This window comes from Embleya sp. NPDC025285, from assembly GCF_055558835.1.
The window spans coordinates 1-13,868 of the sequence record NZ_JBVHLU010000170.1; the positions used below are offsets into that span (position 1 = coordinate 1).

The 13,868-nt window shown below is 70.9% G+C and carries 12 protein-coding genes; 5 read left to right on the plus strand and 7 right to left on the minus strand.

Features of this window, described 5'->3' with window-relative positions:
- Positions 1-675: 675 nt before the first annotated feature.
- The 4 genes from ACZ4FV_RS49410 to ACZ4FV_RS49425 are packed head-to-tail and all read right to left on the minus strand — an operon-like array spanning position 676 to position 4,256.
- Positions 676-1,401, minus strand: coding sequence for an adenosylcobinamide amidohydrolase (locus ACZ4FV_RS49410; protein WP_402230829.1), 726 nt, complete (start codon positions 1,399-1,401; stop codon positions 676-678).
- Entirely contained in the window at positions 1,398-2,210 is an 813-nt protein-coding gene (locus ACZ4FV_RS49415; protein WP_402230832.1) for an ABC transporter ATP-binding protein, read from the minus strand. Before ACZ4FV_RS49415 ends, ACZ4FV_RS49410 begins: the two co-directional genes overlap by 4 nt.
- Positions 2,207-3,259 (minus strand): FecCD family ABC transporter permease, encoded by a 1,053-nt coding sequence (locus tag ACZ4FV_RS49420; RefSeq protein ID WP_395872729.1) that lies wholly within the window; start codon positions 3,257-3,259, stop codon positions 2,207-2,209. Before ACZ4FV_RS49420 ends, ACZ4FV_RS49415 begins: the two co-directional genes overlap by 4 nt.
- A gap of 10 nt (positions 3,260-3,269) precedes the next feature.
- Positions 3,270-4,256, minus strand: a complete 987-nt coding sequence (locus ACZ4FV_RS49425; protein ID WP_465327873.1) for an ABC transporter substrate-binding protein — start codon at positions 4,254-4,256, stop codon at positions 3,270-3,272.
- 348 nt (positions 4,257-4,604) lie between these two features.
- Between ACZ4FV_RS49425 and ACZ4FV_RS49430 the strand changes: the two genes are divergently transcribed.
- The 3 genes from ACZ4FV_RS49430 (at position 4,605) to ACZ4FV_RS49440 (ending at position 6,889) form a co-directional block, all read left to right on the plus strand.
- Complete coding sequence (locus tag ACZ4FV_RS49430; RefSeq protein WP_395872731.1) at positions 4,605-5,342, plus strand: pirin family protein; 738 nt, start codon at positions 4,605-4,607, stop codon at positions 5,340-5,342.
- Positions 5,343-5,433: 91 nt separating this feature from the next.
- Complete coding sequence (locus ACZ4FV_RS49435; protein WP_395872732.1) at positions 5,434-5,913, plus strand: MerR family transcriptional regulator; 480 nt, start codon at positions 5,434-5,436, stop codon at positions 5,911-5,913.
- Positions 5,876-6,889 carry an aldo/keto reductase gene (locus tag ACZ4FV_RS49440; protein WP_402230838.1) on the plus strand — a complete coding sequence of 338 codons (1,014 nt, stop codon included), beginning with the start codon at positions 5,876-5,878 and terminating at the stop codon, positions 6,887-6,889. The genes ACZ4FV_RS49435 and ACZ4FV_RS49440 overlap by 38 nt, the downstream gene beginning before the upstream one ends.
- A gap of 36 nt (positions 6,890-6,925) precedes the next feature.
- Here ACZ4FV_RS49440 and ACZ4FV_RS49445 read toward each other — a convergent pair whose 3' ends face one another.
- From ACZ4FV_RS49445 to aceE, 3 genes are all read right to left on the minus strand, one after another.
- Positions 6,926-8,086 carry an ARPP-2 domain-containing protein gene (locus ACZ4FV_RS49445; RefSeq protein ID WP_465327878.1) on the minus strand — a complete coding sequence of 387 codons (1,161 nt, stop codon included), beginning with the start codon at positions 8,084-8,086 and terminating at the stop codon, positions 6,926-6,928.
- Positions 8,083-9,471: a hypothetical protein gene (locus ACZ4FV_RS49450; protein WP_465327881.1), complete on the minus strand. Its 1,389-nt coding sequence runs from the start codon at positions 9,469-9,471 to the stop codon at positions 8,083-8,085. Before ACZ4FV_RS49450 ends, ACZ4FV_RS49445 begins: the two co-directional genes overlap by 4 nt.
- A 254-nt stretch (positions 9,472-9,725) precedes the next feature.
- Complete coding sequence (gene aceE / locus ACZ4FV_RS49455; protein WP_395872735.1) at positions 9,726-12,461, minus strand: pyruvate dehydrogenase (acetyl-transferring), homodimeric type; 2,736 nt, start codon at positions 12,459-12,461, stop codon at positions 9,726-9,728.
- Between the two features lie 378 nt (positions 12,462-12,839).
- Between aceE and ACZ4FV_RS49460 the strand changes: the two genes are divergently transcribed.
- Positions 12,840-13,064, plus strand: coding sequence for a DUF1918 domain-containing protein (locus ACZ4FV_RS49460; protein WP_395872736.1), 225 nt, complete (start codon positions 12,840-12,842; stop codon positions 13,062-13,064).
- A gap of 192 nt (positions 13,065-13,256) precedes the next feature.
- Positions 13,257-13,700 (plus strand): DUF3052 domain-containing protein, encoded by a 444-nt coding sequence (locus tag ACZ4FV_RS49465; protein ID WP_026217985.1) that lies wholly within the window; start codon positions 13,257-13,259, stop codon positions 13,698-13,700.
- The last annotated feature ends 168 nt before the right edge of the window (positions 13,701-13,868 follow it).

Consider the following 13,868-nt stretch of genomic DNA (forward strand, 5'->3'; position numbering starts at 1 on the left):
GGTGCAGGTTGCGCGGGGTGGCGGGGCGGGTGTCGTGGGTGGGGGTGGGGGCGGGGGGCGTGGGGGGTGGGCCTGGGTCGTGGGGGCGCGGGGTGGTGGGCCGGAGTCGTGTTCCGCGGCGTTGCTGTTTGTTGGGCGACTTCGTCGCCGGCTCGCGAGGGACCACTTTTTCGCTCCCCCGCTTCGCTCCTCCGCGAAAAAGCGGCCCCTCGCTCGTGACTTCGTGTCCCTGCGCTTCGCTCCGGGGCACGAAGTCAAAGTTCTGCGGCTCCGCCGCTCTCCGCGCTTCGCGCGTCGATCACTGGGGTGGGGGTGGGTCGGGGGCGCTGACGCGCCGGGGGTTTGGGCTTTGGTCCGGGGCAGGGAGTCAAAGCTTGCGGCTTCGCCGCTCTCCGCGCTTCGCGCGTCGATCGCTGGGGTGGGGCGCTGACGTGCCGGGGGTTTGGGCTTTGCTCCGGGGCAGGAGGTCAAAGCTTGCGGTTTCGCCGGTCTCCGCGCTTCGCGCGTCGATCGCTGGGGTGGGGTGGGTCGGGGGTGCTGACGCGCCGGGGGTTTGGGCTTTGGTCCGGGGCAGGGAGTCAAAGCTTGCGGTTTCGCCGGTCTCCGCGCTTCGCGCGTCGATCGCTGGGGTGGGGGTGGGTCGGGGGTGCTGACGCGCCGGGGGGTGGGCGGCGGTTATGTGGGGGTGGGCGTGGCGTGGGGATTTTGGTGTCTGCGGTGGCGGTCGGTGTGGGCGCCGTGGAGTACGGCGGTGTAGACCGCTCGGGCGAGGCGGGCGCCCCATAGGGAGCGGGGGCCGCCGAAGGGTTCGGTGGGGGTGTTGGGGGTGGGGGTGCGGGACGCGACGCATACCGCGTCCGAGGGGGTTCCGGTGCAGGCGTAGCCGGCGTCCAGCAGGGCCTGCACCTTCGCTTCCGTGGCGGTGGCCACCGCGTTGATCAGGGCCGCGTCGGAGAGGGGGGCGGGGATGGCCGCGAGGATGTTGATCGTGCCGGGTGGGGGTGCGCCGGGGCGGCCCGGGGCCGGGTCGGCGGCCCAGGTCGGGATGCCGATGCCGGTGGTCACCGCCGCCTCGACGCCCTCGTCCGCGCCGTGTGTCCACGCGGTGACGTCGGCGGCGGTCATCAGGCCCACGCCCGGGCCGGTCAGATCCAGTGGGGCGGCCACCTCCTCCAGGTGGGTCACCGGGTCCATGCGGTCGTAGCCGGCGCGGACCTGGAGGTTGAGGACCCACGCGCGTTCGCCGATGCCGCCGCCCAGCAGTGCGGAGGAGGCCATGCGCCAACCGGGGCCGGCCCGCCACAGCAGGGCCGGGCGACGGGTGGTGTCCTCGTCGCGCCACACGATTCGCGGGCGGAGCAAGGCGGCCGGCGTCTCGCGTGGGCGGGGCAGGGTGCTCACGGAGACCCCTCGGCGGTGTCCCGGCCCAGGTGCCCGGGGCGGACCGGGTGCACCCGCGGGCGGCCGTCCGGACCGGTGTCGACCGACACCCGAGCCTGGTAGTGCTCGGCGATCGACTCGGGGGTGAGCACCTCGGTGGCCGACCCCGACGCCACCGGCCGCCCGTCGACCAGCATCAGCAGCCGATCCGCGTACTGCGCGGCCACGCCCAGGTCGTGCAGCGTGGTGAGCACGGTCAGGCCGTCGTCGCGGCGCAGCCCGTCCACGATCTCCAGCACCTGCTGCTGATGACCCAGGTCGAGCGCGGTGGTCGGCTCGTCCAGGAGCAGCACCGGTGCCTGCTGGGCGAGCGCCCGGGCCAGCACCACCCGTTGCCGCTCGCCGCCGGAGAGCCGGCCCACGTCCCGCCCGGCGAACGGGCCCAGGTCCAGCCGCTCGATCACCTCGTCGGTGATCGCCCGGTCGCGCCGTCCGGGACGGGCCAGATAGCCCAGGTGCGGGGTGCGGCCGAGCAGGACGTACTCGTGCACCGGCATCTGCGCCGGCACCACCGGGCTCTGCGCGGTGTAGGCGATGCCGCGGCCGAGTTCGCGCTGGGACATTTCGCGGACCGGGCGCCCGGCCACGCTGATCGAGCCCAGATAGGGCAGCAGTCCCGCGACCGCCTTGAGCAGCGTGGACTTGCCCGCGCCGTTGGGGCCGATCACCGCGAGCCACTCGCCCGGCTCGACGTCGGCGTGCACGCCGCGCAGGACCGGGACCCGGTCGCGGTCCACGCCGGTGTCGCACAGCAGCAACCGGGCGCTCATACGTCCACCTTGCGGGTGCCGCGCAGCACGAAGACGAAGAACGGCGCGCCGACGAACGCGGTGACCACGCCGATCGGCAGTTCGCCGGGTGCGGTGAGGGTGCGCGCGAGCAGGTCGGTGAGCACGAGGAAGGCCGCGCCGCACAGCAGCGACATGGGCAGGACCCGGCGGTAGCTGCCGCCCACGAAGCGGCGCACGATGTGCGGCACCACGATGCCGACGAAGCCGATCAGGCCGCTGATCGCGACCGCCGACGCGGTGGCCAGGGAGGCGGCGAGCAGCACCACCAGGCGCACCCGGCCGGCCCGTACGCCCAGGCCCGCGGCCTCCTCGTCGCCGACCGACATGACGTCGAGCAGGCGTCCGTGTACGAGCAGCACCGCGGTGCTCACCAGCGCGTACGGCAGGATCATCCGCAGGTCGGCCCAGCCGATCCCGGACAGTCGGCCGAAGATCCACGAGTAGATCCGGCGCAGTTCGTCGGTGTTGGCGGACTGCACGTAGGTCTGCGCGGCGGCCAGGAACTGGGCGACCGCGACCCCCGCCAGGACCAGGTTCGCGGTGCCGTCCGAGCGCCCCGTGCTCGTGCCGAGTCCGTAGGCGAGCAGCACCCCGCCCATCGCGCCGACGAACGAGGCGAGCGGCACCACCGGGATCCCGCCCACGCTGTTGCCGTCCGCGTACACGATCACCAGCGTCGCGCCCAGGCCCGCGCCGGAGGCGGCGCCGAGCAGGTACGGGTCGGCCAGCGGGTTGCGGAAGACGCCCTGGTAGCCGGCGCCGGCCATGGCCAGCAGCCCGCCCACGGTCACCGCGGCCAGCACCCGGGGCAGCCGCAGGTCCATCAGGACCGCGTACTGGACCGGGGACAGGCCGTGGTCGAGGTCCACGAACGGCAGCTTGTCCAGCAGTGCGAGCACCACCCCGCTCGCGGGCAGATCTGCCGCACCGACGGTCAGCGCGAGTACGACGACGCCGACCAGCAGTACGCCCGCGCAGAACAGGGGCAGTACCGCCGGTCGGGATCGGTGGGGCAGGAGGTCCCGCACGAGCCGGCCGTCAGCCCTGCGTCGCGCCGGCCTTGGTGACCGCGCCGGAGACGGCCCGGACCAGGTCCACCACGCGCGGCCCCCAGCGCGAGGCGATGTCGTCGTCGAGCCCGACCACGCCGCCGTTGCGCACGGCGTTCACCGTGTCCCAGCCCGGTCGCTTGGCCACCACGTCGGCGTTTTGGCCGCAGCACTTGGTGTCGGCGAGGAAGACCAGGTCGGGGTTGGCCTGCACGAGGTACTCGGCGGAGAGCTGCGGGTAGCCGGTGCCGGCCTTGTCCGCCTCGTCGGCGATGTTCTTCAGGCCGAACTGCGCGTACACCTGGCCGATGAAGGTCTTGGAGGTCGAGGTGTAGAGCGTGTTGTCCAACTCGTGGAAGTAGCTCAGCTGCCTCGCGGGCTTGGGCGTCGCGGCGACGATGCCCGCGATGTCGGTCCGCATCCTCGCCGCGACCTCGCCGGCCTCCCGGCTGTGGCCGGTGGCCGTGCCCAGCGCGGTGAGCTGCGCGTACGAGTCGTCGAAGGTCTTGGCCGCGGGGGTCAGCACGACCGGGATCCTGAGCTTGTTCAGCGCCGCGACCAGGCCGTCGATGTCGTCCGAGGCGACCACCAGGTCCGGGGTGTAGTTGGTGATCGCCTCGATGTTCGGCTTGAAGCCGGACAATTTGGTCTTGGGCGCGCTCGCCGGGAAGTTCGACTGGTCGTCGACCGCGGTGACCTGGCTGCCGGCACCGATCGCGAACAACATCTCGGTGGCGGTGGGGGTCAGCGAGACGATCTTCTTCGGCGCGCTCGCGATGGTGACCTTGGCGCCGCCGGAGTCCACCGTCGCCGGGAAGGCCTTGGCGTCGGGACCCGCCCCGGTGGAGCCGCCGGCCGCCGCGGGTGTGTCCTGGGGCTTCCCGTCCTTCGAGTCGTCCGAGTCACCGCACCCGGTGAGGACGAGCGCGCCGAGCAGCAGCGCGGCGGCGGAACGAAGCAGGGGTACGGATCTCAACGAAAACTCCAGGTCCCGGGACACGGCAGGTGTCGGGACCCGTGGAGACGGATCGCCCCTCCTGCGAGGCCGATGTCGTCGGCGCGGACGAGGCGACCTGGCTTGTCCCCGAGCACCCTGGAGAGGGGCGGGGCATCACAGTTGCGGGACAGCGCCGGGATCCCACCGGACTTCGCTGCGTTCGACGCCGTCGGCGACAAACCGGCCGCCGACGCGCGAACGATATCAACGGGGCTGTTCACCCTCGGTGATTGGGGCCGGTTTGCGGGTGATCCGCCCGCACCCGAGGGGCCCCGGGCCGGACCGGGCGCGGGAACAGCACGCGCCGGGTCCGCGGTTGAAAGCGGCATGACCACCTTCGACGTGCGCCGGGCCGGCGACCGCTTCCATACGCGCGCGGGCTGGCTCGACTCGCACCACAGCTTCTCCTTCAGCCGGCACTACGCGCCGGACAACACACACTTCGGACTGCTCCTGGTCAGCAACGACGACGTGGTGGCGCCCGGTACCGGCTTCGACACGCATCCGCACCGGGACATGGAGATCGTCACGTGGGTGCTCTCCGGCTCCCTGGTGCACCAGGACTCCGAGGGCCACAACGGGATCATCCATCCGGGGCTGGCCCAGCGGATGAGCGCGGGCCGGGGCATCCTGCACTCGGAGAAGAACGACGCGGCCGGCTCGGCCGAGCCGGTGCACTTCGTACAGATGTGGGTGGTGCCGGACGAGACCGGGATCACGCCGGGTTACCAGCAGCGCGACGTGCGGGCCGAGCTCGAGCGCGGCGGGTTGGTGCCGATCGCGTCCGGGCGGCCCGGGCACGACGCGGCGATCCGCATCCACCAGAAGGACGCCGCGCTGCACGTGGCGCGACTGCCCGCGGGCGGCACCGCGACGCTGCCGGACGCGCCGTTCGCGCACGTGTTCGTCGCGCGCGGCATCGTCGAGCTGGAGGGCGCCGGTGTGCTCGCGGCGGGTGACGCGGTGCGTCTGGCGGCCGCCCAGGGGCAGCGGATCACCGCCTTCCCGGACGGCCCGGCCGAGGTGCTGGTGTGGGAGATGCACGCCGGGTTGACCGACGCGTGAGGATTCGTGCTTGCTTGGAGTGCGCTCCAACTCCGTAGCGTTCATGTCGTGCCCGCCCCACCGGGGCGGGCTCCCCACCGGAGGCTCAACGATGTCGGCCACGCAGCAGGTCACCGCACCGCAGGACTACGAGGTCGGCAAGTACTCGATCGGCGAAGTGGTCGCCCGCACCGGTCTGACCGCGCACACCCTGCGCTGGTACGAGCGGATCGGCCTGATGCGGCACGTGAGCCGGCAGGGCCCCGGGACGGGACGAGACGGGAACGGGCGGGGGAGTCGGCGTCGCTACAGCGACCACGATCTCGACTGGCTGGAGTTCGTCGGCAAGATGCGGCTGACCGGGATGCCGGTGGCGGACATGCTCCGGTACGCGGAGCTGGTCCGCCTGGGCGACGAGACCCGGGCCGCGCGCCGAGAGCTGTTGCAGGACCACCGCGAGGAGGTCCGCAACCGGATCAGCGATCTCCAGAGCTGCCTGCTCGTCATCGACCACAAGATCGAGATGTACGCGGACGCGGAGCGGAGTAACGATGATGAGCACTCACAGGACGAGCACTCTCAGGCTGGGTGACGACGGTCCCGAGGTCTTCGCCCAGGGGCTGGGCTGCATGGGCATGAGCGCCTTCTACGTGGGCGCCGAACACGGCGAGTCGGTGGCGACCCTGGAACGCGCGCTCGACCTGGGCGTCACCCTGTTCGACACCTCGGACGTCTACGGCCCGCACACCAACGAGGAACTGCTCGGGGCCTTCCTCGCCGAGGGCGGCCGGCGCGAGCGGGTCACCCTCGCGACCAAGTTCGCGATCGACATCTCGCCCGAGGGCGTGCGCGAGATCCGCGGCGACGCGGCCTACGTCAAGCGGGCCGCCGAGGCGAGCCTGCGCCGGCTGCGCACCGATGTGATCGACCTGTACTACATGCACCGTCGCGACGTGCGGGTGCCGATCGAGGAGACCGTCGGCGCGATGGCGGAGCTGGTGCGCGAGGGCAAGGTCCGGCACCTGGGCCTGTCCGAGGTGACCGCGAAGGAGCTGCACGCGGCGGCGGCCGTGCACCCGATCGCCGCCGTGCAGTCGGAGTGGAGCCTGTTCACCCGCGACATCGAGGACTCCGTGGTGCCCGCCACCCGCGAGGCGGGCGCGGCGCTGGTCGCCTACTCGCCGCTCGGCCGGGGCTTCCTGACCGGTGCCTGGGCCGCGGCGGAGACGCTGCCCGAGGGCGACTTCCGCCGCTTCCAGCCGCGCTTCACCGGCGACAACGCCGCCGCGAACGCGGCGATCCTGGAGCCGGTGCGGGCGATCGCGCGGGCGCACGGCGCGACGCCTGCGCAGGTCGCGTTGGCGTGGGTGCAGTCGCGCACCCGAGCGTGGGGCCTGTCGGTGGTGCCGATTCCGGGCACCACCAAGCGGCACCGCCTGGAGGAGAACGTGGCCGCGGTCGACCTGGTGCTCACCGAGGCCGAACTGGCCGCGCTGGAGCCGATCGCCGGGCAGGTCACCGGCGCGCGGTACCCGGACATGGCGGCCACCTTCAACGACCGCGACTAGACACGCCCGAGGCCGCCTCGCCGACGCGGGGCGGTCTCAGCCGCGGCGGCGTCCGTCGCGATCGAGGCGATCCACCACGTGTTGCCGGAGCAGCCCCTCGAAGCCCGAGTCGCGGATCCGACGGGTCAACTCGGTCGGCGTGGTGTGCAACGCGGTCGCCGTCGCGACCAGATCCCACTCGTGCGCGCGCAGGTTGGCGAGCAGGTGGCCCCTGCGGGTCTGCGCGGGGGACAGCCGAAACGTCTTGCAGTACGCGAGCCGGCCGTCCTCGTGGGTGATGCGCTCGCCGATGTGGTTCTCCTCGTCGAGTCGGAACGAGGGTAGGAACCGGGTGAGCTCGAACGAGCCCATCCGGTACACCGATTCACTCGTGTAGGCACCCTCGCCGGTGAGGCCGGCCAGCATCAGGTGATGGAACCGCTCCCACGCGCGGGACTGTTCCGCCGCCTCGCGGCGCAGGTTCGCGAGCGAGGACACCCGCTCGCCGTCGATCGCCACGACGAAGTCCGGTACCGCCTCGACGTAGTTGGCGTAGTGGAACAGCACCTCGCCGTACAGATCCTCGAGCAGCGTGGTGTGCAGGGCCCGGTAGTCGGCGGGGTGCGGCACCACGAACACGCTCGCGAGCGTGTCCGCGACGTACAGCGCGACCCCGCACTGCCCGCGATGGATCTCGAACACCTTGAGCGCGTCGGCCAGACCGCGCACGACACAGCCGCAGAACGCCTCTTCCGTGCGCGGCGACAACCCCTTGCGCACGGCACGGTCGGTCCATTCCTCCCACACGATCGACGGCCCGCCGAAGTGCAACGAGAGATATCCCTCCATGGCCAGGTGCATCGGGAGGAAACGCAGCCGGTTGCTGCTCTCCCGGTGGGCCATCCGGCGCAACGCCCGCCGAGGCGCCCGCATCCGCGCGCTCGAGGGCGTGGCCGGCCGTTCCTGGAGCTGGGTGCCGAACGCCGCCGACGGGTCGGCGTCGGTGCCCCAGGACGCCACGAACGCGTGCGGGATGAAGGCCTGGTAGCAGGTGCCATCGCCGACGTCGACGATCGAGGGGTCACCGGCCCCGTACACCCGTCGATCCAGCCGCAGGCCCACCAGCGGCTCCTCGCGCACCAGCGGCACCAGTCGGATCGCGCCCCACACCTGTGCGGGTCGGGCGGTCAGGCCGGTCGTTGCGAACGTGTCGCTCATGCCGCCGCCTTCCGGGCCCGGAATCGGTCCTGACGATCCGCCAGGTAGTGCCGCAGTTCCTCGAACCCGGCCCGCCCTTCGGCGAACCGGGCCAACTCGACCAGCGCCGGCACGTCCTCCGCGTCGCGCACACCCACCGTCGGCACGCTCGCCGACAGCCGCTTGACGTCGAAGCCGTCCGCGTCGTACACGGGATTGAGATGCACCACGGTGGTCGCCCCGCCCGGATCCAGCCTTTCGCGCCACACCCGCAACACCTCGGCGGCCAGCCCCGGTGGGCTGTTGTCCCAGCCGTCGGAGACCACGACCAGGCGGTCCGGGGCCAGTTCGAGCGCGTCGATCAGCCGCTCGCCCAGCGGCGTGGGCCCGCTCGGTCGCACCAGCAGCGGGTCGTGCAGCCCCGAGGTCCACAGGCCGGTGAACTCCCGGGCGAGCGCCTTCAACAGGAACCGGCAGGCCAGCGCAACCGCCAGCGGCCGTTGCCGCTTCGCGGTCGACCCGAACGAGGAGAAGCTGTCGTCGAGCACCGCGACGACCCGGCCCCAGGTTCCCGCGGCGTCTCCCGCCGCCCGCCGCGCGGATTCGGTCAGCGCGTGCCGCAACTCGTCGTATCGGGCGGTGCGATCGGCGCGCGGCAGGGACAACACGTAGGACGCCAGCCGGGTCAGCGGCATCCGGGAGAGGTCGGCCCGCACCGCGCCGACCTCGGCCCGCTCGCCGGCGCCCTGCAACCGCAACCGCTCCAGCCGGGTCAGTTGCGGGGCGATCCGCTCCAGGAACGTCGCGCGCTTGATGCCGTGCTTGGACGCGAGCCCCTCGGCGACGGTGTACGGCAGTTCGTACAGCGCGCTCTGCGCGTAGTGCGCCTGGCGCCAGGTCTCGAACAGCGGGGTTTCGAAGGCCGCCACCTTGCGGGGCGCGGTGAACAGGAACGTGCCGGTCTCGGCGGGCGTGCGCAGGTGTGCGTGCCGAAGCGTGGCCTTGACCCCGGTCCGGTACTTCACGGCGTCGAAGACCGGATCACGGCGGCCCGCCGTCCACTCGCGCATGATCGCGCGCGTGCGGCGGTTGTTGACGCCGCGTCGGGCCAACTCGCGAAAGAGCTTCCAGACTCGCTGAGGGGCCATCAGTTCCAGCCGGCGCGCGATCAGTTCGCCCTCGCGGCGACGCACCTCGGGAGTTAGGTCGCGGCTGCTCTCGAGCAGGTTCCGGACGATCAGGGCGGCGTTGAAGTCGTTGATGTCCAGCGCGAGGGTGGCGGCGTACAGCTCGCGGTAGTTGCCCGCGATGTACTCGTGCAGGAACCCGACCGACAGCCGTTGCGCGTCCGCGTCGTCGCGGAACTCGCGCTGGCCGGTGGCGGTCACCGCGGCGTTGACGAACATCACCACGTCTTCGCACGCCGCCACTTCCCGGCGATCCACCACGCGTCCCCTCGGCCGGACGAAAGCTGACGCCGGCCGGGGAATGGAGGCGCGAACAGCGAAGTGACGCTTAAGAGGCGATTCCGAAAGTCGCAGCCGAAGTCCCGCGGCCGGCCCCGCGAGTCTAGACCCGGGGCGATCCCGAAGGCTCGGCAATAACGGCCGCGGCCCCGATCCCGGGCAAGGATCGGGGCCGCGGCCGGACTACGTGCCGATCAGGCGTCGCCGCCGACCGTGCCCACTCCGGCCGCCTTGACGTCCAGGAGTTCGTAGCGCTTGATCGCGTCCGCGACCACGCCGGGCTCGATCTCGCCGCGGCGGGCGAGCTCGGACAACACACCCACCACGACGGACTCGGTGTCCACGTGGAAGAAGCGCCGGGCCGCGCCGCGCGTGTCGGCGAAGCCGAAGCCGTCGGTGCCCAGCGACGCGAAGTCCGCCGGGACCCAACGCGAGATCTGGTCCGGTACGGCCCGCATCCAGTCGCTGACCGCCACCACCGGGCCGGGCCGGCCGTCGAGTACTCGGGTCACGTACGGGATGTGCGGCTCGGCCTCGGGGTGGAGCAGGTTGTGCTCCTCCGCCGCGACCGCGTCGCGCCGCAGCTCGTTCCAGGACGTGACCGACCACACGTCGGCGACCACGTTCCAGTCCTCGGCGAGCAGCTTCTGCGCGTCCAGCGCCCACGGCATACCGACACCGGAGGCGAGGATCTGGGCACGCAGCGCGCCCTCCTTGGCGGGACCGTCCTGGTAGAGGTACAGGCCCTTGAGGATGCCGTCCACGTCGACGTTCGCGGGCTCCGCCGGCTGCGCGATGGGCTCGTTGTAGACCGTCATGTAGTAGAAGACGTCCTCGGCGTTCTCGCCGTACATCCGCCGCAGACCGTCCTTGACGATGTGCGCGATCTCGTACGAGAAGGCCGGGTCGTAGGCGACACAGGCCGGGTTCGTCGAGGCCAGCAGCTGCGAGTGCCCGTCCGCGTGCTGGGTGCCCTCGCCGGTCAGCGTGGTGCGACCGGCCGTGGCGCCGAGCACGAAGCCGCGGCTGAGCTGGTCGGCCATCTGCCAGAACTGGTCGCCGGTGCGCTGGAACCCGAACATCGAGTAGAAGACGTACACGGGGATCATCTGCTCGCCGTGCGTCGAGTACGTCGAGCCCGCGGCGATCAGCGACGCCACACAGCCGGCCTCGGAGATGCCGTCGTGCAACATCTGACCCTGCGCCGACTCCTTGTACGACAGGAGCAGCTCACGGTCCACCGAGTCGTAGGTCTGCCCGTGCGGGTTGTAGACCTTGGCGGTCGGGAACATCGCGTCCATGCCGAAGGTGCGGTACTCGTCCGGCGCGATCGGCACGAAGCGCTTGCCGATCTCGGAGTCGCGCATCAGGTCCTTGAGCAGGCGCACGAACGCCTGCGTCGTGGCGACCGGCTGCTTCGAGCCCTTCTTCAGCACGCTGTAGACCGGGTCGCCGGGCAGCTTGAGCGGCTTGGAGCGGTCCAGCCGCTGCGGCAGCGAACCACCGAGCGCGGCACGCCGCTCGCGCATGTACTCCATCTCCTCGGACTTCTCACCGGGGTGGAAGTACGGGGGGACGTCGCCTTCGAGCTGCTCGTCCGAGATCGGCAGGTAGAGCCGGTCGCGGAACGCCTTCAGGTCCGACTTGGTGAGCTTCTTCATCTGGTGCGTGGCGTTGCGCGACTCGAAGTTCGGGCCGAGCGTCCACCCCTTCACCGTCTGCGCCAGGATCACCGTCGGCTGACCGACGTGCTCACGTGCCGACTTGAAGGCCGCGTAGACCTTGCGGTAGTCGTGCCCGCCGCGACCGAGCTTTTGGATGTCCTCGTCGGTCAGGTCCTGCACCATCCGACGCAGCCGCGCGTCGTCGCCGAAGAAGTGCTCGCGCACGTACGCGCCGGACTCCACCGCATAGGTCTGGAACTGGCCGTCGGGCGTCGTGTTCATCTTGTTCACGAGCGCGCCGTCGGTGTCCTGGGCCAGCAGCGGGTCCCAGTCGCGACCCCAGACGACCTTGATCACGTTCCAGCCGGCGCCGCGGAAGTACGACTCCAGCTCCTGGATGATCTTGCCGTTGCCGCGCACCGGACCGTCGAGTCGCTGCAGGTTGCAGTTGATCACGAAGGTGAGGTTGTCCAGCTCCTCACGGGCGGCCAGGCCGATGTTGCCGAGCGACTCCGGCTCGTCCATCTCGCCGTCGCCGAGGAAGGCCCAGACGTGGCTGCGCGAGGTGTCCTTGATGTTCCGGTTGTGCAGGTACCGGTTGAACCGGGCCTGGTAGATCGCCCCGAGCGGGCCCAGGCCCATCGAGACGGTCGGGAACTCCCAGAACTCCGGCATCATCCGCGGGTGCGGGTAGCTCGGCAGCCCGTTCGGGGCGGCCGACTTCTCCTGGCGGAAGCCGTCGAGCTGGGCCTGGGTGAGGCGTCCCTCCAGGAAGGCACGTGCGTAGATGCCCGGAGACGCGTGTCCCTGGAAGTAGATCTGGTCGCCCGACTCCCCGTGGTCCTTGCCGCGGAAGAAGTGGTTGAAGCCGACCTCGTACAGGCTCGCCGAGGACGCGTAGGTGGCGATGTGTCCGCCGACCCCCAGCCCCGGGCGGTTCGCCCGCGACACCATGATCGCGGCATTCCACCGGACGAACGCACGGATGCGCCGCTCGATGTTCTCGTCGCCGGGGAACCAGGGCTCGCTCTCCGGGGCAATCGTGTTGATGTAGTCCGTGCTGCGCAGGCCCGGCACGCCGACCTGTCGTTCACGGGCCCGTTCGAGCAGCTTGAGCATGATGTAGCGGGCTCGCTGGCGGCCCTGCTCGTTGATGACTGCGTCCAGCGACTCCAGCCATTCCCCGGTCTCGTTCGGATCGATGTCGGGGAGCTGGCTCGGGAGGCCGTCGCTGATGATCGAGAAGCGCTCTCGTCCGGAAGCCACGCTGTTCCTTCGCCTTATCGGTAGATGGGGACCCTCCCCGCGAGAGCGGGGTCGACCACCCTGAGCGGTGTCGCGCCGTCCCCATCGTGGTACCCGGACGTTGGATCCGTCATCTCTACCGACCGGTAATGGACCGGCGGGGTGCCCGCCTGCGCCACATGTACCGAGCTCGATCCGTGTTCGGTTACCGCGAAAGGAGCGGAGCTGCCCTGATCGTCCGACTGTCGCCGGACGCTCCACGCGGCGGTTCGCGATTGCGGGGTGATGCAACCGTGAACCTCCAAGACCTTACGCCGACTGTCTTACGCACGGCGCACTGGCGTAGTTCCCTGGGGGTGTGAGTGGTTTCGCACCCGTTCGAGAAGGAGGTCACAGCCGATGCGGGCACGAATTGGCGACCGGCTCCACGTGCACGGGAAGACGGTCGGTCGAGGCGACCGATTCGGGGAGATCGTCGAGGTCAGGGGGCCGGACGGGGCACCGCCGTATGTGGTGCGGTTCGAGGATGGACACACCGGGTTGGTGATCCCCGGCGCGGACGCGGTAATCGAGACCGCAGGCGGCGCCGACCCGGCCGCGGGACGGCCCCGGCGGACCTGGTGAGCATTCGTCTGTCACGCTGGACCCTCGAATACGTTGCGTGATCCACACCTGGCGGGGGTAGCTTCCGCACAGGGCGCGGTGTGGCGTTTGCGCGAGTACGTGACCTGGGTACTTGCGCGAACAGCCTGGCGCGTGTGGACTTACGCGCGTGAGCCCCGAAGCGTTGTGGGGCCGGACAAGGGAGGTTAATTCGTGAGCGCGACCGCGGACCACGCGGAAGAGCGGGCCAACTCGGCCGTTCGACTTGGGTTCCAGCCCGGACAGGTGGTCCAGGAGCTCGGTTACGACGACGACGTGGACGAGGAGCTGCGCGAGGAGATCGCGGAGCTCACCGGAAACGAACTCGTCGATGAGGACTACGAGGAAGACGTCGCGGACGTCGTCCTGTTGTGGTTCCGCGAGGACGACGGCGACCTCGTCGACACCCTCGTGGATGCCCTCGCCACGCTCACGGATGGTGGCCATATCTGGCTGCTGACCCCCAAGACCGGCCGTGACGGATATGTAGAACCCTCGGACATCGGTGAGGCCGCGCCGACGGCGGGCTTGGCCCGCACGACGAGCTTCGGCGCCGTCAAGGATTGGTCGGCGACCCGTCTGGTGTCGCCCAAGGCGGTGCGCAGCGGCAAGAAGTAACCCGATGCCACTGCGGTAAGCAGACGAATGCGGCCCCGGCCGGTGATGAAGGTCACCGGGCGGGGCTTGCTGTTTTGTTGGGCGACTTCGTCGCCGGCTCGCGAGGCACCGCTTTTTCTTTCCCCCGCTTCGCTCCTCCAAGAAAAAGCGGTGCCTCGCTCGGGGCTT

Coding starts and splice junctions, on each gene's coding strand:
- ACZ4FV_RS49415 (WP_402230832.1), bottom strand. CDS start 2,210: ATGAGCGCCCGGTTGCTGCTGTGCGACACCGGCGTGGACCGCGACCGG.
- ACZ4FV_RS49430 (WP_395872731.1), top strand. CDS start 4,605: ATGACCACCTTCGACGTGCGCCGGGCCGGCGACCGCTTCCATACGCGC.
- ACZ4FV_RS49435 (WP_395872732.1), top strand. CDS start 5,434: ATGTCGGCCACGCAGCAGGTCACCGCACCGCAGGACTACGAGGTCGGC.
- ACZ4FV_RS49440 (WP_402230838.1), top strand. CDS start 5,876: ATGAGCACTCACAGGACGAGCACTCTCAGGCTGGGTGACGACGGTCCC.
- ACZ4FV_RS49445 (WP_465327878.1), bottom strand. CDS start 8,086: ATGAGCGACACGTTCGCAACGACCGGCCTGACCGCCCGACCCGCACAG.
- ACZ4FV_RS49450 (WP_465327881.1), bottom strand. CDS start 9,471: ATGTTCGTCAACGCCGCGGTGACCGCCACCGGCCAGCGCGAGTTCCGC.
- ACZ4FV_RS49460 (WP_395872736.1), top strand. CDS start 12,840: ATGCGGGCACGAATTGGCGACCGGCTCCACGTGCACGGGAAGACGGTC.